The sequence below is a fragment of the Micromonospora noduli genome, assembly GCF_003264475.1.
Lineage (GTDB): Bacteria > Actinomycetota > Actinomycetes > Mycobacteriales > Micromonosporaceae > Micromonospora > Micromonospora noduli.
In genome coordinates this window covers 1-20,003 of record NZ_PYAC01000010.1, presented here as the reverse complement: position 1 = coordinate 20,003, position 20,003 = coordinate 1, and the positions used below count along the sequence as shown (strand labels likewise).

The following is a 20,003-nucleotide window of genomic DNA, read 5'->3' as shown; positions in this document are numbered from 1 at the left end:
AGGGCTCCGGCGGCTATGGCGCCGGCCTAGCCCGGCACCTGGCCGACGTCGGTGAGCTGGTCGTCGAGCTGGACCGACCGCTGCGACCGGCCCGTTACGGCGGGGCGAAGTCTGATCCGATACGCCGAACGCGCTGCCCGCGACGCCCTGGCCCGCCCCCGGCTGCCCAGCCCAAGACTGATTCCGGACGCGCGGCACTGCAGATGCGCTTGATAGTCCGCCGGGCCGCCGTGGAAGCCAGCGCCACGGCCCAGCGGCAGCTGCACGCGATGGCGATCATCGCCCGGAGGTGGTGCGGACTCGGTTCCGCGGTCAGAGCACCCGGAACATGCTCAGCAGCGCCACCTGCGGGCGATGCCGGCAGTAGCATCAGCAGCGCGCATGTGGACACCTTGGTCGCCATGGCCACACCGCGCCCGCGATGTCAGGCCACCGCACAAAAATGCTGGGCGCGGAGGAACTAGCTGGTCCGCGAGGGCCGTGATCACGCAGGATAGGCGCCGTGCACGTCACTCGCTACCAGCCCACCGGCGCCCGTAACGACACTGGGACTCAGCCGCGATGGGCCCTGATCGATCGGGCGCTTGCGTCCTTCGCGGGCAAGTCCATCCTCGTACTGATCGCCGCGGCACTCGACTCCCCGTCATGTCGCCCCTGGGAGTACCACCTGACGTTGCTATGGGGACGAGCACTGCGGCGGCCGCCGGCCGGCGGTATCGATGCCCAGCCCGCGGACCTGGTCCGCTTGGTCGAGAGTGCGTTGCGCGCTGCACCGATCCGCGTGCCAGAGACGTCCCGGACGCCCAACGATCCTCGCCGCTTGGTTGGTTTTACTCTTGGAAGCCGCCGCTGGCGAGTTCACCCCGGCGATTTTGACCATCCCGTGGTGCTGCTTCGCCAGCTCGAACAGACCGCCCGAGCGGTGGACGAGACCGTAACGGCTCGCATGGGATTTTCCCTCAGTGACGTCCTTGAGGTCTGCCTCGCGCATGGCGACCACATCATCGAGGAGCTCGCGCCAGCCTGGCAGGCAGGCCCGGAGGCTAGCGCTGCTGCGCCTCGTGTCGGTGACGCTGACGTGTCGGCAGTCCTGCGGCTGGTCGACGCCGAGCCGTTTGGATGGATTGACCAGTGCAGTAAGCCTGCGGCCGCCCGACGGGCGCTGACCTGGCTGACCCGCGACAGGCAGCATCTGAGTATGCGCCACATTGCCGACGAGGCAACGCTCGGGCCAGTCCTGCAAGTGTCCGCTGAGCATCGGCACGTCGGGGTGCCGGCCTGCTTGGCGCTGAGCGCAGCGGTCGCCGCCACCCGGTATCTCGCGGAGATGGTTGGCGACGCCGGCGACGCCGCAGTGCAGTTGCACGCGCGCACGTGGTCGCACACCGTAGACCTGCTCTCGCGGCGACTGGTGAGCCGCGGTGGCCAGACGCCCGAACCAGCACCCGTCCGACCAGTCATTGAGGGCCCGCGGTTCCGCATCGCGGTGGTCAGCGGCGTGAGTGGTGCTGGGTTGCAAGGAGGGATCGCCTGGGGCGAGAAACTGCTGTCGCTCGACACTGCCACGACGCACAACATCGCCCAAGGCCCTAGTGGTCGCTCCGTAACCGGAGAAAGGCCTGTTGCGAAGGTCATCGTCTACGGAGGGCCGGCGAACGTCGTGGCGCAGATGGTCGGCGAAGCCGTCGTCCTCCACGTTGAGGAACTCGCCGAGATGCTCGCCGAGTGCGGTGGCGACCTCACCACCGTGGTCTGCTTCCTCGAAGACCTCGTGTTCCACCCCGGCTATACCGATGTCGCGTTCGTTGACATCTTCGACGTCTGGCGAGCGTGGAAGGAGCACGGCTCGATCGGACCGGTCACGGTGGGGGCATCGCGGCAGGGTTTGGCCGTTGCACCGGCGACAACGGACGAGACGTGGCAGAGGGCGGCGTCGTGGGAGGGCGTCGACGCCGTGCTGGCCGGGGCCGGCATCAGCGCGGAGCACATCGACTGGCCCCTCGCGCGTGGTGACCACGGTGATGGCGCCGACCTGTTCTACAAGCCGGACAGCCCGGCGATGTTGGTCAACGTCAACCCGCCTGTCGTTCTCGAAGTCGACCTCAATGACGCCGCCACGCTGCACACCCATCCCGACACGATCGTGGGATTCGCCGACAGCCTGCGCCTACACCTACGCAAGCCGGCCATCAGTAAACACGTGGGCGACGAAACCGGGCGAACACTGCGGCTGGTCCTGGTCTGGCTCCCGGACACGTCATTCGAGCACACCGACGGCGCTCTCGCCTTCGTGCGGGTCGACCCGAACTTGAGGCAGATCGCTCTGGTCATGGCAGCAGGGCTTTTCATCATGCTCGCCGACAACCCGGCATCTGCGTATGCGCTCATTGGCGAAGGGCTGGAACGCGGGCTCACCGCGCTGGCCACCGGCGACGAAGCAAGCGGGTTCGCACCGTCAGCATTCCGAATGGCGTGGCGGGCGGCGGCGCCCTTCATGACCGTGCACCGACAGGTGGAGGCACTTCCACTGGTAGCGCGCAACGACGGCCTCCCGCGATCGGCGGCGGTACACGCCCGCGCCACTCGGAGAGCCGTCACCGCCATCCTGACCCGCCGAACCCCCGACGGCGTCTTTCTCGGCCCGGACGCACTGCGGATGTGCGAAGAATTCATCCTGCCGGCCGTTCAGGAATCGCTGCACGACCTAACGTGCCAGTTCGATCGCACGGTGACGTTGGCCGTCGCCGCCCGGGTCAACGACGCCCACGCCACCGCCTACCGTAGCGCCCAGCAACTTGCCGTAGCCCTCACCGGGCCCTGGGCGCACAACTGGCACGAGATCGCCCTCACCGACGATCAGTACCAGCAGACCCACGCCTTGGAGACCCTCCTCGAGTCCCTTCTCGCCGAACCACCCGTAGGCAGCGCCGTCGCCGACGAGCTCGATGTCGCCGAGATCACCGCGCTGGCGCACCGGCTGGCGGTCACGGCAGCCGTGGCCCGCGGCTACACCGACCGGCTGCATGGCCTGCGCCTTACCATTAGCCGCGGCATGTTCGCGGTCGAACCGGATCGGTCCGACCATGACGATGTCGAGCGCGTCGAAATCGACCTCGCCGCCTACACCGACCACCGCCGCGCGGCCCGTCTCATCCCGGCCGGCAGTCAGCCGGCTGGCGCCGCCGACGACCATCAGGACGACGACCCCGGCCTCCTCAGAAACTCACCACCGGGACATCGGTACCAGGGATCCTTTACCCCAATACACGGACGGCTGCCGGTCAAACTGCAACGGGTCGATGATCGACTCCGCGATCACTGGGGCACGGGTCTCGACGGGATACGTGCCGTCCTCGGCGTGGCCGTCGACTGGGCCACCGACGCTTCCGGCGTACACGCGGTAAGCCGTGCCGAACTCGTCGATGCCGCCGCGCAATGGTCCGAGCTCAGCGTGGCGCAGATTGAGGCAGCCGTCGACCTGCTCACCCTGTCCGGTGACCACCTGCGCGAGGCGGGCCCGCTGCGATTTCTCGACATCGAGCGGCGGGTGCATCGCCTCGCTTTGCGCCCGCTCGTCGACGCCGAAGGCCAGTTGTGGATCATGCCGTGGCGGTTGCTCGACACACAGCGTCTGTTCGACGGTTACCTGCACCGGTCACGGCTGCCGTTCGCCCACCGTGACCTTCCGCCCGGCGTCGCCGACATGATGAGCGCCTATCGGCAGGAGTTGAACGCCCAGCTCGAGGAGCTCGTCCACGGCGTCGTCGCCGCGACGGGGTTGCCATGCCGCACCCATGTCGAGGTGGCCGAGCTCAAGGGTGCTGGCATCCCGGAACCGCTCGGGGAGGTGGACTTGGTGGTCGCCGATCCGGCCACAGGCAGACTGTGGGTTGGCGAGGTCAAGGACCCAATCGCGGCGTTCAGCACGGAAACTCTCCGGAACCACGTTCGTAAGTTTTACCGCGGTCCGAAGCCGTATGTGCCGCGGCTGCTCGCCAAGGCCGCACAGATCCGCGAGGCCGCGCGCGGCGTCGCCGTGCTGGTCGGCGGTCCCGACCGGGCAAGGTGGCGCGTGGTGCCGATCCTGGTGACCCGTGATGTGGAACCTGCCGCGTTCGTCGCCGAACCGCAGGTGCCTTTCGCGCTTCCGCACCAACTGCTGGACATCTTGAAAGCCGGCGTCGACCCGGCACCAGGGCCCATTCCACTATGACCGGGGCACGGTGGAGATCAGCGACCGGACCGGCCTTGACCGCATGGGCTACAGCCCGACGGACGTCGAGCTGCTGCCTCGCCGCCGAGATGCGCGAGCAGGCCACCGAGCGCCGGGATCGCCTGACTGAGCAGCCACCGCCGGAATGACTACCGGCGACGCCGGTGCCCGCCTTGGCGAAGTGGCCCGAAGATGAGGATTGGGCCGCTCTCATCGACCGGTCGAACTGACTCGTGGACAGCGAGCCAGTCGATGAGAGCGGGTGTGCCTGCGCCGTTCTGACGCCGAGGCGGCGTTACTGGTGCTCGCGGACCTTCTCGACGGACCAGCCGATGAACTGCGCGATCTCCTCAACAGATGTGCTGTTCTGGCTAATCCAATCGTCGAGCGCCTTCGCTAGCGAGGGCGGTACCCCCGGGGTGCTTACCTCCGGCAGCGGCAGGTCGTCGGTGACGCTGTCGACGTGAACCCACCGGCCGTCGGGGCACAGCCGCTTCGTGGCGGCTGTGTAGCCCTCCCACCCGTCGTCGCCTTCGGCGATCACCTCGTCGGTGCGCCAGTCCAGAATGTTCCACCCGTCGACGCCGACCTGCCCGCCATCGACGATGCGACACCCCGTCTGCTCGAGCTCCTCCAGGCGTTCGTAGCGGGCGTCGTCGATGGCCAGTTGCGCCCGCAGCAGGCGCTTGACGTGCTCGACGGCGGCATCGCCGCTGCTGCGTACCCCGCCGCCGTCCAGCGGTGACTCAGCTGCTGTGGCGGCGGCGCGGGTGTAGTTCTGCCCGGTCTGCGCCATCTCGGCGCGGATGGTTCGGGTGCGTGCGCGGTTGCGCTTGCCCATGATGTTTCCTTCTGTGAAGGCCCACGCCCCTCGCGAGGAAGGGTTTGCTGTGGAGTTCACGCTGCGTCGGTGACGGCTTGTCCTCGATCACCAGCAGCGTGGGCGCCAGCGGCTTGGAGACGGGCGGGCGTGACCGCCGCCGGTAGTCTACGAGGTACCGCGCAGGCCACGAAGCATGCCACCAGAACGCCGGCGCGCCGTGTCAGCCAGCGTCAGGGAACGGACCGATGTGCTCGTCGCTGATCTGCGCGATCGCCGCGATCATCCGCTCAAGGCCCCAATGGGGGTCAAGGATCGGCCGCGCACCCCACCCCTCGTTGATTTCGGTGAGCTCCTTTCGAAGGTGCTCATGGTTATGGGCGGGTGCCAGGACCGCGACGGTCCTGCGGGGGTACAGGGGGAAGTCGCCGATGCGGCGCCACTCTCGCTCCCACCAGAACTCTTTGCGGCTGTACTTGGTCGGGCCCATCTGCTCGAAGAACGGGGTGAGCTTGAAGATGGGCTCCTCGCTCAACTTGTCGCGGTCGACGGTCCGGCCGGTGGTGGCTCGGCGTACGGCGTCGTTGACCATGGCGTTCACCGCGTCGATCGGCCAGTCGCGGCCGGGCGTGATGTCGGAGTACCAAACGGGGTTGCAGCCGGCCCTGCGAGCAGTGGTCTTAGTGACGGCCAGGCCGTAGGGCTGGAAGTGCACGTCGCGCTTGTCGATGTCCTCCAGCATCATCCAGGTGTGCTCGAGCGGGGTCTCGGTGAAGCACACGACCTTCTGCGTCGCCGCGTACGTCAGGTTCGGCTCGTGCATCGACGCCGGCCCGAACGGTGAGCAGGCCTCGATGTATCCGTCCCCGATCATCGTCAGCAGGTTCTCCCGGGCACTGGGCCCGACATTACCGAGAGTGTCACGGGTTAGGTGGATCAAGAAGGTCGACAGGTCGGTACGTCGTTGCAGAAGGTCCTCGATACTGGCCACAGGTCCACTTTGCTATACCTCTGCCGTAGTCGGGTGGGCTGCCCCGCCGCTTCCGGCATCGCCAACCTCCACAACATCATCCTCGCCGGCTGACCACCCGCCCGGCCCGGGCAACGCCTTCACCCAGTTACGAGACGTCCCGTAGGAGCAGATGCATTCGACCTCGGACTTGTTGACGGGAATACCTGTTGTCGGCAGGCTGAGCCGGTGTGGTGGCTGGTGATCGATCACAATGACACAGACCTCTTCGACGGCGAGGAGGTAAGCCTGGACCTGTTCATCCGCTACGGAACCATGAGCGTCGGTCTTGACAGCCGGGACCCCGTCGGTGAGGGCGACGAGCTGTGGGTCTTCGAGCGCACATTCCGCCGAGCCTCGGGCTTGGCCCACGCCGCATCCAGTCCATACCGGTCGGGTCGTCGTTGGTGGCTCGATGTGACGATGGACCTCAAGGCCACCAAGCAGCTGCGTAGAAGCCCGGTTCGGCCCAGCGAGCGGGTGTTCCGCTACGAGCCCTACCGGTATGGCGACAAAGATCCCTGGCTGGTGCGTATGCACCTCAGCGATCTGTCAATGATGCGTAACCACCTGCAGAAGCTCAGTCGCTCGCGTACATGACACTTGTCCCGGCTCACGACACCCAAGCGGGCATTCCTCCCGACCCCCTTTTGCGGCCACCGCCTCAAGTACGCGACCCTCGGCGAACGCCGCAGTTATCCACACAGCTAACGGCACCCAGCCGCGGCTACCCCATCAGGTGTCCGGCACAAATCTTCGACTACAGCGGCCGAGCCAGACGCCTCGCGAGAGCAACATCGTGCCAGTCGATCGGACGCTGCCCGCCGCGACCGAGGCCGCGCTGGGGGCAACCGTCGGCACTGGATGCCGTCGAACGATGCCCAAGCGCGGCGAAGGGGCACCCACCGCGACCTGCAATCTTTCCTTCTCGCAGCCTGAGAGTCGGTGCAGTGTCCTGTGCGCTTTCGAAGAGGTCACCAGGGCGCCTACACTTGCATCAGCTTTAACGTCTTGCTGATGGTCAGCGGTGGTGGGGCATTGGTTCGTGTCGCCCCTCGGACACGGCCCATAGGCCCACGGTGTGCGCTGAGATCGGTTTCAGCGTGCACCGCTTGCGCTTCGGGGTGGTATGTCAGTCGCGCCGCGCAACCAGCCGGAGTGAGTTACAGCTCCTGAGCAGCAGACCCCTCCGCCCATGGACGGGCTTAGCTTAGGGCGTAGTTGTCGCAGGTCAAACGCTCCGCTGCTGTCGCTACGCCAAAAAGGCGTCCTATGGGTACGCAAGGCGCGCCCGGATGCAGTCGGGTCTACGCCAGGATGCTGGTATGAAACTGTGGCTGCACTCGGTGTGGATAGCGATGGCGACGCAGGCTTTCCAGCGCTGGCTGTTGTATTTGGTTGCGGCGGGCGTGCTGAGTACGGCGGTGTTGATGTGGCTGTTCCCGCGACGGGCTGGGCAAGCCGCCGTGGCCGTCGGCCGAGTTCTGATTGAGGCATGGCCCAGCATGCTGCTGGTGGCCGTGGCCGTGCTGATCGCGGCGGCGGCGCGCAGCCGCGGCACGGCCCAGCGAACGGGGCAGGGGCCGCAGTTGCCGTTGCTGGTACATGTGGCGTTGCTGCTTGGGCTGGCTATCGGAGTGGCGTTCGGGCTGGGCACGCTGTTGTGGACTGCCGTAGGTCGCCCGGCGTTGACTGGCAGCCCGTCGGCACCTGCACCCGCGCCAAACGTGTCCGGCCCACCCGGGGCCGTGACGGCGGCGAGTGGCTGGACGTTGACCAACACGTTCGACGCCATGAAGATCGTCTTGGCGGTGGTTGGAGGGGTCGGTGGCGTCGTGGCGCTGACGGTCGCATACCGCCGTCAGCATCTCGGTGAGGCTGCGGAACACCGGGAGGAATCTAAGGAACGTCGGGAGAACACCAAGCTGTTCAACGAGCGCTTCACCAAGGCCGTCGAGCTGGTCGGCTCGGACAAGGCCGCCGTACGCCTCGCCGGCGTTTACGCCGTCGCCAACCTGGCCAACGACTGGCCCGGCGGGCGTCAGATGTGCGTTGACGTACTCTGCGCCTACCTGCGTATGCCCTATACGCCACCAGTCGCCGCCAAGCCTGCCGGTGAACCCGCCGCCGCTCCGGCGGAGGACGTTACGGATTCGGTGCCCGTCGGCACGTCCGGCCGCGACCCCTATGAGGAACGGCAGGTCCGGCACACAGTCATCCGGCTCATCCGCGACCACCTGCGCCTGCCCACGACGAACCCGCACAGCTGGCAGGGCCGCGACCTCGACTTCACCGGGGCCGTCTTCGACGGTGGCGACTTCAGCCGGGTGCACTTCTCCGGCGGCATGGTGTCCTTCGCGAAGGCAACCTTCTCTGCGGGCGCAGTGTCCTTTGCGAAGGCAGTGTTCTCCGGTGGCGAGGTCACCTTCGAAGGAGCGCGCTTCTTCGGCGGCATGGTGTCCTTCGCCGAGGCGACGTTCTCCGGTGGCGAGGTCGCCTTCGAAGCTGCGAGGTTCTGTGGCAGCGAGGTGCTCTTCCAAAAAGCGGCGTTCTCGGACGGGCTGATTGGCTTCGGTCGGGCGGTGTTCTCCGATGGCGAGGTGGACTTCGCCGACGCGACGTTCTCCGGCGGCGAGGTGTTTCTCGGCCAGGCGGTGGTAAGCGGCGGCGACCTGATCTTCGTCGACACATTGTTCGACGGTTGCAAGGTGTCCTTCGACTTCACCAGATTCTCCGGCGGCAGAGTTTACTTTGAGGGCGCGTGCTTTTGCGGCACGGTGTCCTTTCAACGCGCCAGATTCGTGGGCGGCCTCGTTGATCTCAAGCGGGCGATAGGGGATGTCCGTCCGACGTTCTCGTTCAACAACAAGCTGCCGAACGGGCTTCTCCTGCCGGACCGGTGGCTGCCGCCATCGGACATGCCGCTGCCTGTGCCGACGGCATGATAAGCAGCCGCCCATGCTGCCAGACACCCAGCGTCGTAGGACTCGCGGTGGGGTGCCCGGATCGACCGGCAGGGTGGACGACTGCTAAGGGCCACCACGACGGGCCAGGGAGAATCGTCTACAGGGAGCCTGGGGTTGACTCCCGTCAACCCCGGGCTCGGTAGGGCTACCTCTGGCCGTCCCGGCTACGAGCCAGAATGGCGACCAGGTGTAGCAGGTGAGCGATGGTCCTGGCCGTTGTGGCCAGGCCATCGCGACCGGTGGCGTGCAGGATCTCTGCCGCCGTGTCGGCCGCGGTGCCACGGCTATGACTGCCCTGGTCCCTCCCCTTCTCGTCGCTGGCTGCGACGGCTACCCGGTTGATCGACTCGGGTTTCACGAAGTCGGGACGTCCCTGCAACCCGGATGCCCCGACCTCCAGGGAGCGCCCGGGGCCCGCCGGTGGACGGTCAGGTATTCAACGATCCGGGCTGCAGCGATCCCTTGCGGCCATGCCGGGTGAGCACTATCCGAGGCCTTCGGCCCCGGGCAGGTTCCCTATCTCGGCGCCTTCACGGACGGCGGCGGCGTGATCTCCTGATTGGCAGGTGGAACACGCTCGACATGTCCAGCTGATCGGTGGCCCGCAGCTTGCCGAGCAGGATCGCGTGCAGTCGTTGCCATGCGCGAGCGTCGTTCCAGTCCCGCAACCTGCGCCAGCAGGTCTTCCCAAGGCGAACCCCAACTCCTAGGGCAGGAACCTTCACGGAATCGCGGTGTGAAGCATGAACAGGATTCCGCACAACACTCTGCGGTCGTCGAGGCGCTTAGGCCCGGGGAACCGGTGCCGGCGTGGTGGTCGGGGTGGCAACAGTGGTTCGGATCTCGGCCCAGAGTTCGTCCGAGACGATCCACGGCGGCTGCTCACCCCTCCGCACGTTCAAACAGAACGATCCTCGTGTCCCGAGGACGCGCCCGCGCTAACAACATGTCGCTGGTGTTCGAGGACGCCGAACCGGGGCGGCTCATCGCCTTCGGCGACGCCAGCCACCCTGTCCTGTCATGGCTCGCCATGACGGACCTCAGCCCCGCCCACTACGCACTCATGCTCGCGCCGTACCACGGCACTTACCCCCTACCAGCCTCCTTACAGGTAACCGCAGAACTGTGCGTCGCGCAGAACGGCACGAAACGAGCGCATCTATGGCCGCGCCATCTTGCGACCCAACGACAGAACGGCACCTGCGTCAGCAGCACCGCAGGCAACCACCACCTGTTGCTGTAACTCCCGCAGGAAGCGGACACAGCCGGGCGTCCAACAGGCGCGGCGCAGGACCAGCGAACCCGCCCACGGGATCCATGTCGATTCACTCGTGCAGCAACTCCGGCGGCGCCGGCTCCGTCGGTGGCCGAGACGAACGCATTCTCATGATCACATCATTGGCAGGGCTAGCCATTCATTGAACGCTCTGCGGTAGGGCATCGAGCCAGATGACGGGATCAGGCGCGTCCGGGTCTTCCAGAATGTCGCCCACTGGGGTCCCGCTTGACTGCGGTTGTCACCTCAGCGAGAGACTCGACCAACTTCGTCGTCTTCTCGATCGCATCCTGACTGAGAGTCACGCTCGCATGCACCCCCCTTTTAGTTGACAGGCAACGTCACAGACCGCGCTGCCGGATGCTCTGGCGCTATGCGCGGTTGTTGTGAATTTCAGAGTTCGACGAAGGCGGTGAACCTGGTGCGCTCGCTACCGAAGAACGCGAGCGGCACGGGTTGCCGTCAACGCCGGTCGACCGAAAACTCACCAGGACCCCTGCGGTGGGGCTGGCTTGATGCCTGCACGTTCATTTCGGCCAGTCGATAACCGAGCCAGCTGGCTGGCAATATTGGACCATACGCGGCCCGACTTCGATTCATGCTCACGCCCGGTAATGAGCGCGCGAGGTTGAGCCAACCCTGAACGTGCCGTAATCTATGAGCATGTGCACCCGAAATGGAGCACCGATGACACGTACAAGAGTTCGAATCCCCCCTCGGACACGAACCATAACCCCACGGTGCGCGCTGAGATCCACTGCAGCGCGCACCGTTTGCGTTTCGGTCTGGTAGGTGAGCCGGAGACCGAGTTGCCGGTAGACCTCGGCTTTGTCGTCGGGGTCGGCGTCGCGCAGCACGGCGGCGATGTCGCCGAGCGCTCGGACTAGGTCAGCGATCTGGGAGCGGCTCATCCGGCGTGACTCTGTCTGCTGGGTCGTTTGAAGATCAGCTTCGGCTCGTATCCGTTCGGCCTGGGTTTGAGTGATCCAACCGGTGACTAGTGCGGGGTCTGCGCCAGCGTCGAGAGCGGCCCGGTACTGGGCGAGCTTTGCGTCGCAGGCCGCGATCGTGGCCTGCGCTGCGGCCGTCTGTGGCGTTGTGTCCGTTGGTTGGGCGTCGCACATGGCGGTGATCGTTTGGTCGAGGTGGTCCGGGGTGAACGCGGATGCCAGCCACTCGTCGAGCGGGTCGGTGAGGGCGTCCTCGCGCAGGTAGACGTTGCGGGGGTGTTCGACCTCGTTGGCCAGGGCGTATTCCTGGGGGAAGCGGCAGCGGTAGTAGGCGGCGCCGTGGTTGTACTGGCCTTGCATGCGTCGCTGACAGACGGCGCAGTAGATCATCCCCCGGAAGACGTAGGGGTTGCGGGCGCGGCGTTGGCGCTCCTGACGGTCGACGGCTCGCGCGCGACGGGTGAGTAGGGCTTGCGCTTGCTCGAAGGTCTCGTCGTCGATCAGGGGTGGGTGGGTGATCTCCTTCGAGACCACCCATTTGTCACGGGCGTTCCAACGCATGACGCCGGTGTGACCCAGTGCGACGTCGTCGACGTCGAGGAGGACTTCGTCGGTGCGTTGCTTGTTCCACACCTGCCGGCCGGTGTAGCGGGGGTTGGTGAGGATGACGCGGATGGCGCTTTTGGAACAGGCGATGCCGCTGCGGTGTCTGTTGCGGGCCCGGTCGTGTGCCGAGGGGCAGGGCGCGTGGTTGGCGGTGAGTCCTTCGGCGATGGCGAATAGTCCGTAGCCGGCGAGGAATTCGTCGAAGATCCGGCGGACGATGGGGGAGGTCTGGGCATCCAGGGTGAGCCCGCGGAGGTGTTTGCCGTCGGCGGCCTTCGCGGGGTTGGGGTGAGGGCCGAGATCACGCAGGGTGTAGCCGTATGGCGGGCGTCCGCCGAGGTATCGGCCTTCCAGGAGTGTCTGGGCGGCCATGGCGGTGCGGACGCGCAGCTTGATGCGGTTGCGTTCGCCTTTGCTCATGCCGCCGAAGACGGACATGACAAGTTCGTGTGCCTCGTTGTCGGGGTCGATGGGGCCGCCGATCTCGGGTACCCAGAGTTCGACGCCGTAGTGCGCGAAGAGTGGCACGGTGAGACCGAACTGGTTGCCGTAGAAGGCCCGGTGGGGTTCCCCCACAACAACGGCGGAGAAGCCTCGACGTGGGTTACGTAGCGCAGAGAGAAGAGTGTTGGCCTGGGTTCGGCGTTGCCAGGGCAGCGAGCGGCTCTGGTAACCCCCGTGGATGTGCCGCCGTCGACGTCGTCGACCGTCCATGAACGGCTGTCTTCGTTAGGTCGGTCAAGTTGCCTGCCTGGCGCGGATGGTGGCCTCGGGCGTGATGGCCGCTCGTGTGGGTCGCTGGGATGGCTGCGTCATGCGCCTCCGTCCGGCGGTCGACCTGCAAGCCGGCCTTCTTGCGTTGCCCGCGTCTCGACTTTGGTTACTCGCATCCGAGGCTCGGCCGTTGGGTGGGCGATGGCAGCGCCGGTGCGGTTGCGAGGCGGTTCCGAGGCGTGGTGCCTTGATGCGTCGCTGGTTGGCGCCGTAGCGGTTGGGTGGGTTGTCACGGTGAGTTCCTCCGGGAGTTGGGTGGCTTGCTGGTTTGGCGTCAGGGCATAGGGAAGCGGCCGATGCCTAAGGCATCGGCCGCTGGTCAAGTAGGGCGGGCGCTAGGAGTGCATGGCAATCGAGTAGGTGAACTTGCGGGATGTGGCGAGCTGCGCTGCTGGCATGCGTTGTTGCGCCTATGCACGGATCAACAGTGCTCCGAGAGCACTTCACTCACACGCGGAGTGCTCCGCGGTTTTGCGCAGCAGTCGACAGCGGTGGCTGTGGCTCTTCTGCCTTGGATCGAAGGATGTGGGCGGTGAGGGCGGCGACTACGCAGAAGGCTGCGGGCAGGAAGAATGTGTAGTTCAGCGGCATAAGGTGGGTGAGGGGTCCGATGATGGCGGGCCCGGCGAGCATGCCCAGGTAGCCGAGGCCGGCGACGCGGGAGACGTTCGCTCCGGCGGCGTTGGGGTTGGCGTGGCCGGCCGCGCTGAAGAGCTGCGGGATGGTGCCAGACAGTCCGATACCGAACAGCACCCATCCGGCGATAGCCAGCGGGATCGACGGTGAAAGGGCGATCATCGTGAGGGCGAGTGCGGCCAGTGCCGATCCGTAGCGGACGATGGCGACGGGGCCGAAGCGTGCGGCGACCCGGTCGGTGAGGAAGCGCCCAATCGTCATGACGGTGGCGAAGGCACCGTAGGCGAGGGCGGCGGTGGCGGCGGGCGCGTCGAGCACGTCGCGCATGGCCAGCACGCTCCAGTCGTTGGCGACACCTTCGCTGAGCATCAGCATCAAGGCGAGCGCGGCGAGCGCCCAGATGCGAGGGGGTGTGGTCCGCCAGGTGGTGGCCTTGGCGGTGGAGCGCTCCAGCACGCTGGCGGCTTCCGGCCTCGGTAACAGTGCGGGTGCGACGACTGCGGTGACGGCGAGGGCGAAGAGGCTGACCGCAGTCAGGGTAGCCGTCGTGCTCCAACCCCAGCTGAGGGCCCGGGCGCCGACCAGCGCGGCGAGAACCCCGCCGATGGAGAACACAGCGTGGAACGCGGACATGATCGGACGCTTGTACCGGGCTTCGACCTGAACAGCGTGGGTGTTCATGCTGACGTCCAGGCTGCCGTTGCCAATGCCAAATACCAGCAGTGCCACGCCCAGTGTCCACGCGTTCACGGCGAGCGCGGGCAGGACGAGCGTCGCACTGCACAGCGCCGCGCTCAGCGGCACGACCTTGCGAGCGCCGAAACGGTCGGTAAGCGGCCCGACCAGTTGCATTCCGGCGAAGGCGCCGGCGCCGAGGAGCAGCAAGAGCCAGCCGAGCACGGCGTGGCTGATTCCGGCCCGGTGTTCGACGGCGGGGATGTGGACGATCCAGATCCCCAAGACGAAGCCGTTGAGGGTGAAGTAGGCGAAGGTGGCCAGCCGGGCGGCCCGCGAGGATCTCGTCATGCCTCCGAACATAACAAACATATTACGCGTTCGAAAGCTTGCCGATCGAACGTGCGAGGTGTTCAATGAGCGCATGGCGAGCGTGGACCGACACCAACAGATCACCGATGCCGTACGGCGGGCTGGGCAGCTCAGCGTGGCGGAGCTGGCGGAGCTGACTAGCACCTCGGAGATGACGATCCGCCGAGACCTGGAGATCCTGGCCGAACAGGGCGTCCTGGAGCGTTACCGCGGTGGGGCCAGAAGCCTGTTGTTGCGCGGCGAGGAACCACCGTTTGTGCTTCGCGCACACGACGGCCTAGAGGTCAAGCAGCGCATCGCCGCAGCGGTAGCCGGCATGATCGCCGACGGCGAGGCGGTCGTGATCGACAGTGGTACTACCTGCCTCGAAGTGGCCCGCGCCCTGACCCACCGCCGCCTGACCGTCATGCCGCTGTCCCTGCACGCGGCCAACACACTGGTCGGCGCACCCCAACTGAGGCTTCTCCTGCCCGGCGGGGAGCCGCGCCCCGGTGAGCTGGCGCTCACCGGCCCCCTTGCGGAGGCGTCGCTTGCCGCGCTGCGCTTCGACACCGCGGTCATCGGCTGTTGTGGCCTGAATGCCTCGAACGGCCTAACCGCGTACGACCTGGCCGACGCTGCGATCAAGCGTGCCGTGATGGCCTCGGCCAACCGTGTCATCGCGGTCGCCGAGGCGGCCAAGTTCTCCCGCACCGCCCTCGCCTTCGTCGCGCCGACGTCCGCGCTGCACGCCGTCGTGACCGGAGACGACGCCCCTAACGACGAGGCGGACGCGCTGGAAGCCGCCGGCGTCGTCGTGCGAAGGGTGTGACCCGATGGCGGACACCGTGCTCTTCGACCTGTTCGGCGTCATCGCCCGCAAGCAGTCCTCTTCCGGCCAGGAATTGCTGGTGACGACGGCGGCTGTCTCAGCCTCCGTGTTCTGGGAGTCCTACTGGGCGCTGCGGATGCCCTACGACCGTGGTGAGGTGACCGGATTCGAGTACTGGCGGCAGGTGGCGGCCGCCCTCCGCACCACCATCGATGACAACCAGATCGCCCGCCTCATCGACGCGGACATCGCTAGCTGGAGCGCCGTCGACGACGACATGGTCACCCTTGTCGAACAGACAGCGGCATCGGGGCGGCGGGTCGCGTTGCTGTCGAACATCCCGGAAGAACTGGCAGTGCATTACGAGGAGCACCACCGCTGGTTGCAGCACTTCGACGTAGTCGCCTTCTCCTGCCGTATCGGCCACGCGAAACCCGAGCCGGACGCCTACCGGTGGTGCTGCCGGGCGCTCGACCTCGCGCCCGGACGCATCCTGTTCGTCGACGACCGCGCCGAGAACGTCCAAGCTGCCGAGGCAATCGGCATGCCCGGCCACCTGTTCATCGGCCTCACGCAGGCCCGCCAGGCCATCACCGAGCCGGACATGGCGCTGCGGAGATGATGGGGGTATACCCGACTCGCGCGGTGCACGGGGAAACGATGCTGCGTCTCTTGGACACGGTTGCTGCCCACCCTTTACGGAGTCCAGCACCCAGATCGTGCATCCTCATTTGCCGCTGACAAGGCGCGGTGATCGTGGGCGTGCTTCCCCGATCGACCGATGTGGCTGCGGGAGCCAGCGCTGTGCCAACCGCAGCACTGGGCCGGTAGCTCACGAGCGGTCAGCGGCCCGGTGCGAGCCCGGTCTAGGGGGAGCAGGTTGGGAGCAGCGGGGTGCCCTGAACAGCCTTAAACTGCGTCCAACGGCATCGAACGGCGCTCAACTGCACCCACCCCTGCCTGCGGCTCCACGTTCTCCCAGGTCAGGGCAGGTACGGCGTTCTGTTTCACACCGAAGAGGTCGCTGGTTCGATACCAGCATCGCCCACTCTCAGTACATGCAGGTCAGAAGCCCGTTGCCGGATCAATCGGTAACGGGCTTCGGCGCTGTTGCCCCTTAGATTGGGAGCAGATTGGGAGCACGGCGCTCCCGCCCATGGTCTGCCTGGTATTCCCTACGGCCCTCGGCGGGCGCTCATCGGCGTGCCCGGGCTGGAATCCGTCGATTGGCAAACTCGACTCGCGACCGGGCTTGACACCGCATCTCCTGAGGCCGCTGGCAGTTCGGGTCGTAGCTGACCATCATGGTGGCCCGGCGGGCACGCAGCCCCAGACAAGAGAACGGCGGCGAGCCAGTGAGGTTGGCTCGCCGCAGTCGACCGCCTATGGGCGGTCGGCCACCGCCAGTTCGCTCTGCTTCTCTGTCGGCGGCGGCACCCATTTCCGATCCGGCCCTGTCGCCACGATGGGGAGATGGATCATCATGCGGCCCTACAGAACTACCGCCGGCGGCACCCAGCCACAGGAAGCGCGGATCGCGGCCGGGCCCTTCGTACCACAGGGACCGGTCGGTCTTGAGCTTGCCCGGGGCTTCACGGGCTCGGCCGGCCTGGCTAGTGTTACCGAATCGCTGCTGGCGTCGTTCGCACATTGCAGTACGGAATGTGCAGCGAGCACTCGGCGCGACGCTGCCGGACGACGCCCCTGTCTCCAGCTCACTGCATCGGCTCACCGGCGACCTCGCCATCACTGACAGAGGCATCGAACACTTGGACGGCCGTCTGCTCATTCCGACCGCAGACGTTCCCGCGCCCCGTAGCGGAGCATGGAATCCGCCATGCCCGGAAGGCCTCGACAAAACCGCATGGAAGATCGTCACCCGGGAGGCCCCTGGCTTGATCGGCGTAGGGAGACGACTGTTCCCGTTTGCGAACGCCTCCAGTATCAAGACGTGGATCCCGAAGGGAATCGGCCACAACGCTTGATTTCGCCATGCAGGGATCTGCCGCTGACAAGGCGCGGCGATCGTGGACGTGCTTCCCCATCGACCGATGCTGCTGCGGTAGCCAGCGCTGGCGCCAAGCATGGGTACTGGGCCGGCATTTCACGGTCGGTCGGCGGTCGGCGGCCCGGCGCGGGCCCGGTCGGGGGAGCAGGTTGGGAGCAGCGGGGTGCCCTGAACGGCCTTGAACTGCGCCCAACGGCGTCGAACGGCGCTCAGCTGCACCCACCCCTGCCGGCGGCTCTATTGCCGCAGCTCAGAGGGGGTGCAGCGTCCTGTTTCCCGCAGAGTGCTCTGTGGTTCTGCGCATCGGTCGACAAGGTTCTATGTGGCCTGGCAGGGGAGTGTGCGCAGGTCAAGGCGGTAAGGAGCTGTTGGTGGGCCTGGCCTTGCAACTGGGAGCAGATTGGGTGCAGGTTGGCGAAGTGGTCTCCGCGCCCGAAGTGCTCACCGACGCCGGAAGGAGACGATGGCGGTGACCTGTGGTGATGCGGTGGAGCGGTGCGGCGTGACCTCCCAGTAGAGGTCGAAGTGGTCAGGCGTTGCTGCTTCCGGGATGGCTGGCGCCGGCCGGCGTCTCGGGCCGCCTCACGCCACGCCTGTAGGTGTGCTGTAGGTCGATGTGGAGCGTTGCGGGTGGCTTGCCGGAGTCCGCCGCGGTTCCGTCATTCGAGACACCGATCCCACGGGGCGTGCCCTGACCAGGCCTTTAGGGCTGGAGACCTCTTCGGCGGGCCCGAAGTCGCCTAGAGGTTACTCAGCGGTGTGGGTCGCTGGTGGTCTGTAGCAGCTGGGGCGGTCGTCGCGGTTGCGGCATGGTCGGGATTTGGGCGTCTGCGGCCCGTCTAGCTGGATTGCGAACGGCGCGTCGACCGTTGCGTCAGCGCACCAGCCAGCAGCGGCGTTGATTGAGATCGTGCCCGTCATCAGCTCAGCCCGACGAGTTGCGAGACCGCTAGCGGAGCGGCGGGAGACCGGGGCGGCAAGGGAAACCGTCGTGTGATCTGATCCCTGCCGATGACGACACCGGATACCGACGCCACCGATCCCGACGCCGCTACGGCTACGCCGTCCCAGGTACCTCGCATGATCGTGCTTATGCTGGCCAACCTGGCCCTGAGCGTCCTGCTCGCCGGTCTGATGCTGGTGTTCCAGGAGCATCTGCTGGACTACCAGGTTGCCCACCTCGATGTGCCAGCCGGCACCGACCTGGTTACCGCTCGGGAGGAGTTGCGCTCCTCGGTGTGGTCGCGGGTGCTGCCCGTGGCGCTGGTCGCGTTCGCTTACCTGGTGGTGGTCGGCGGGCTGCGGTCGGGCCGGCGTAAGGCGTACCGGCAGGTGATCTTCATTTCGGTGATCGTGCTGCTCGGCACCGGGCTGACCCTCTTTCAGCCGTTCCCCTGGTGGGTGCGGGCGGTCAACGTCGCGAAGGCGCTCGTGGTGGTCGCGCTGCTCTTCCTTGCCAGCCGCCCCGAGGTCCGCGGTTGGTTTCGGCGCGACCAGCCAACCCGACGTGGTTGATCGACTCGGGTAAGGCGCAGCCATTCCCGTCGGCCGGCGAACTGCGGAGGACGTGGCGATGACGGTTGACTGGACTCGGCTCGGGCACGCGTACGGCCGGGCGATTGACACCCCGGGGCACCTGGCCGCGCTGGAGTTCGGTGACGCCGAGGCCCGGGAGGCCGCGCTGGACCACCTCGACATGGCGGTCCTGCATCAGGGTTTCCCGGAGACAGCTACCGCGCCGGCTGTTCGGGCCGTGACCGCACTGCTCGCCGAGGGGCGAGCCCACCTGGACACCGTGGAGTCGCTTTTGGAGTTCCTCGGCGACGCGGCTATGAGCGTGATCAACCTTTCTGACGATCGCTACTTCGCGGGGATACTGCCGGACCTCGCTGATGCCGTCGCGCAGGCTTACCCGGTGGTGCTTCCGCTGGTCACGGCGTCCCCGCCGGCCCGCGCGTTGTTCCGCGCGGAGAACCTTGTGGCGATCGCCCGGATGCGGTCCCTGGCGGATCGGCGGGAGGAACTGGCGGTGCTCCTTCTGGAGTGGTCGGAACGCGGTGCCGGGCCGCAGGCGGAGTGGCTGCGCTTCCTCGGCCAGTTCGGCGTTGACCTCCGCGACCGGCTCGTCGACCCGGATCCGGCGGTCCGGCTCCGGGCCACGCTGGTTCACGAGGATGACCCGCGCGGCCGTGAGGTCATCCTGGCCGCGCTGGCTGAGCCACCACCTCTGGGAGTGCACGAGTTCGCGCTCGTCGCCGCGGCGATCCGCGTCGCCGCTGACTTCGACGAGATCGCCACGGCTGCTTGTCAGGTGGCCAGTCGGGACAGTTGGGCCGGCTTCGGCGACGGCTGGGGTGCGTTGGTGCGGTTCGCGTTCCCCGAGCCGTACGCGACGAGCCGGCCCCTTACTGAACCGCAGCGCGCGTTGGTTCGGGCGCTGGTGACCAACGACGAGCTCTGGGACTCGACGAACGGAAGTTGCGGTCTCGTCTTCAAGCAGGCCGGATTACCGCGCAGCCGGAGTGCGTGCCGCCGGCTCGTTGGGTGACCACCCTTTAAGACCAACATTCGGATCTGCCCGGCGACCCAGCCACCCCGATATGCCGCCGGCCGTGCGCGCTGCGCCTCGGCGCCCCGGCTGCGGTTGACTAACATCGGCCTCGCACTGCTCGCTGGAGACGTGCCGAAGCGGTGCCCACGGCGTCTGGGCGACGCCAGGGCCACGGGCCCGGGAATGAGGGGCAGGGTGGGAGCAGCCGGGTGTCTTGAACGGCGTTGAGCTGCATCCAATAGCGCACAACGGCGCTCAACCGCACCTCCCCCCACCTGCGGCTTCTCGTTTCTGCAGGTCAGAGTGGGCGCAGCATCCTGTTTCCCGCGGAGTGCT

At 66.8% G+C, this 20,003-nt stretch carries 12 protein-coding genes; 8 read left to right on the top strand and 4 right to left on the bottom strand.

The window, feature by feature from the left end; translation table 11 throughout:
• Nucleotides 1-502 precede the first annotated feature (502 nt).
• A complete protein-coding gene (locus tag MED15_RS13750; RefSeq protein ID WP_146766715.1) occupies nt 503-4,213 on the top strand; it encodes a hypothetical protein in 3,711 nt (1,236 codons plus the stop codon).
• A 295-nt stretch (nt 4,214-4,508) separates the two neighbouring features.
• On the opposite strand, the gene MED15_RS13745 is transcribed toward MED15_RS13750, so the two are convergent.
• The gene (locus tag MED15_RS13745) at nt 4,509-5,054 is read right to left on the bottom strand and encodes a hypothetical protein (RefSeq protein WP_112735817.1); all 546 of its coding nucleotides are present in this window, start codon (nt 5,052-5,054) and stop codon (nt 4,509-4,511) included.
• 202 nt (nt 5,055-5,256) lie between these two features.
• Nucleotides 5,257-6,024, bottom strand: a complete 768-nt coding sequence (locus MED15_RS13740; RefSeq protein ID WP_146766714.1) for an abortive infection system antitoxin AbiGi family protein — start codon at nt 6,022-6,024, stop codon at nt 5,257-5,259.
• A gap of 207 nt (nt 6,025-6,231) precedes the next feature.
• Between MED15_RS13740 and MED15_RS13735 the strand changes: the two genes are divergently transcribed.
• The 3 genes from MED15_RS13735 to MED15_RS13715 all read left to right on the top strand — a co-directional run bounded on the left by MED15_RS13735 (nt 6,232) and on the right by MED15_RS13715 (nt 10,251).
• The gene (locus MED15_RS13735) at nt 6,232-6,642 is read left to right on the top strand and encodes a hypothetical protein (RefSeq protein WP_112735813.1); all 411 of its coding nucleotides are present in this window, start codon (nt 6,232-6,234) and stop codon (nt 6,640-6,642) included.
• Between the two features lie 725 nt (nt 6,643-7,367).
• The gene (locus MED15_RS13730; RefSeq protein ID WP_112735811.1) at nt 7,368-8,987 is read left to right on the top strand and encodes a pentapeptide repeat-containing protein; all 1,620 of its coding nucleotides are present in this window, start codon (nt 7,368-7,370) and stop codon (nt 8,985-8,987) included.
• A 967-nt stretch (nt 8,988-9,954) separates the two neighbouring features.
• On the top strand, nt 9,955-10,251 hold the full coding sequence (locus MED15_RS13715; protein WP_112735805.1) for a hypothetical protein: 297 nt from the start codon (nt 9,955-9,957) through the stop codon (nt 10,249-10,251).
• Nucleotides 10,252-10,886: 635 nt separating this feature from the next.
• Here MED15_RS13715 and MED15_RS13710 read toward each other — a convergent pair.
• Together MED15_RS13710 and MED15_RS13705 are read right to left on the bottom strand one after the other, a co-directional pair.
• Nucleotides 10,887-12,368, bottom strand: coding sequence for a recombinase family protein (locus MED15_RS13710; protein ID WP_208646649.1), 1,482 nt, complete (start codon nt 12,366-12,368; stop codon nt 10,887-10,889).
• A 693-nt stretch (nt 12,369-13,061) separates the two neighbouring features.
• Nucleotides 13,062-14,288 carry an MFS transporter gene (locus MED15_RS13705; RefSeq protein WP_112735801.1) on the bottom strand — a complete coding sequence of 409 codons (1,227 nt, stop codon included), beginning with the start codon at nt 14,286-14,288 and terminating at the stop codon, nt 13,062-13,064.
• A gap of 61 nt (nt 14,289-14,349) precedes the next feature.
• Between MED15_RS13705 and MED15_RS13700 the strand changes: the two genes are divergently transcribed.
• The 4 genes from MED15_RS13700 to MED15_RS13685 all read left to right on the top strand — a co-directional run bounded on the left by MED15_RS13700 (nt 14,350) and on the right by MED15_RS13685 (nt 19,664).
• Nucleotides 14,350-15,108, top strand: coding sequence for a DeoR/GlpR family DNA-binding transcription regulator (locus tag MED15_RS13700; RefSeq protein WP_112583047.1), 759 nt, complete (start codon nt 14,350-14,352; stop codon nt 15,106-15,108).
• A 4-nt stretch (nt 15,109-15,112) separates the two neighbouring features.
• Entirely contained in the window at nt 15,113-15,730 is a 618-nt protein-coding gene (locus MED15_RS13695) for an HAD family hydrolase (protein WP_112735799.1), read from the top strand.
• A 2,466-nt stretch (nt 15,731-18,196) separates the two neighbouring features.
• Nucleotides 18,197-18,631, top strand: coding sequence for a hypothetical protein (locus MED15_RS13690; protein ID WP_112698971.1), 435 nt, complete (start codon nt 18,197-18,199; stop codon nt 18,629-18,631).
• Nucleotides 18,632-18,689: 58 nt separating this feature from the next.
• Nucleotides 18,690-19,664 (top strand): hypothetical protein, encoded by a 975-nt coding sequence (locus tag MED15_RS13685; protein WP_112735797.1) that lies wholly within the window; start codon nt 18,690-18,692, stop codon nt 19,662-19,664.
• Nucleotides 19,665-20,003: the final 339 nt, after the last annotated feature.

Bases quoted from the DNA above. Each gene is read 5' to 3' on its own strand.
- MED15_RS13745 (WP_112735817.1), bottom strand. From the start codon at position 5,054: ATGGGCAAGCGCAACCGCGCACGCACCCGAACCATCCGCGCCGAGATG.
- MED15_RS13730 (WP_112735811.1), top strand. From the start codon at position 7,368: ATGAAACTGTGGCTGCACTCGGTGTGGATAGCGATGGCGACGCAGGCT.
- MED15_RS13715 (WP_112735805.1), top strand. From the start codon at position 9,955: ATGTCGCTGGTGTTCGAGGACGCCGAACCGGGGCGGCTCATCGCCTTC.
- MED15_RS13705 (WP_112735801.1), bottom strand. From the start codon at position 14,288: ATGTTCGGAGGCATGACGAGATCCTCGCGGGCCGCCCGGCTGGCCACC.
- MED15_RS13700 (WP_112583047.1), top strand. From the start codon at position 14,350: ATGGCGAGCGTGGACCGACACCAACAGATCACCGATGCCGTACGGCGG.
- MED15_RS13695 (WP_112735799.1), top strand. From the start codon at position 15,113: ATGGCGGACACCGTGCTCTTCGACCTGTTCGGCGTCATCGCCCGCAAG.
- MED15_RS13690 (WP_112698971.1), top strand. From the start codon at position 18,197: ATGATCGTGCTTATGCTGGCCAACCTGGCCCTGAGCGTCCTGCTCGCC.
- MED15_RS13685 (WP_112735797.1), top strand. From the start codon at position 18,690: ATGACGGTTGACTGGACTCGGCTCGGGCACGCGTACGGCCGGGCGATT.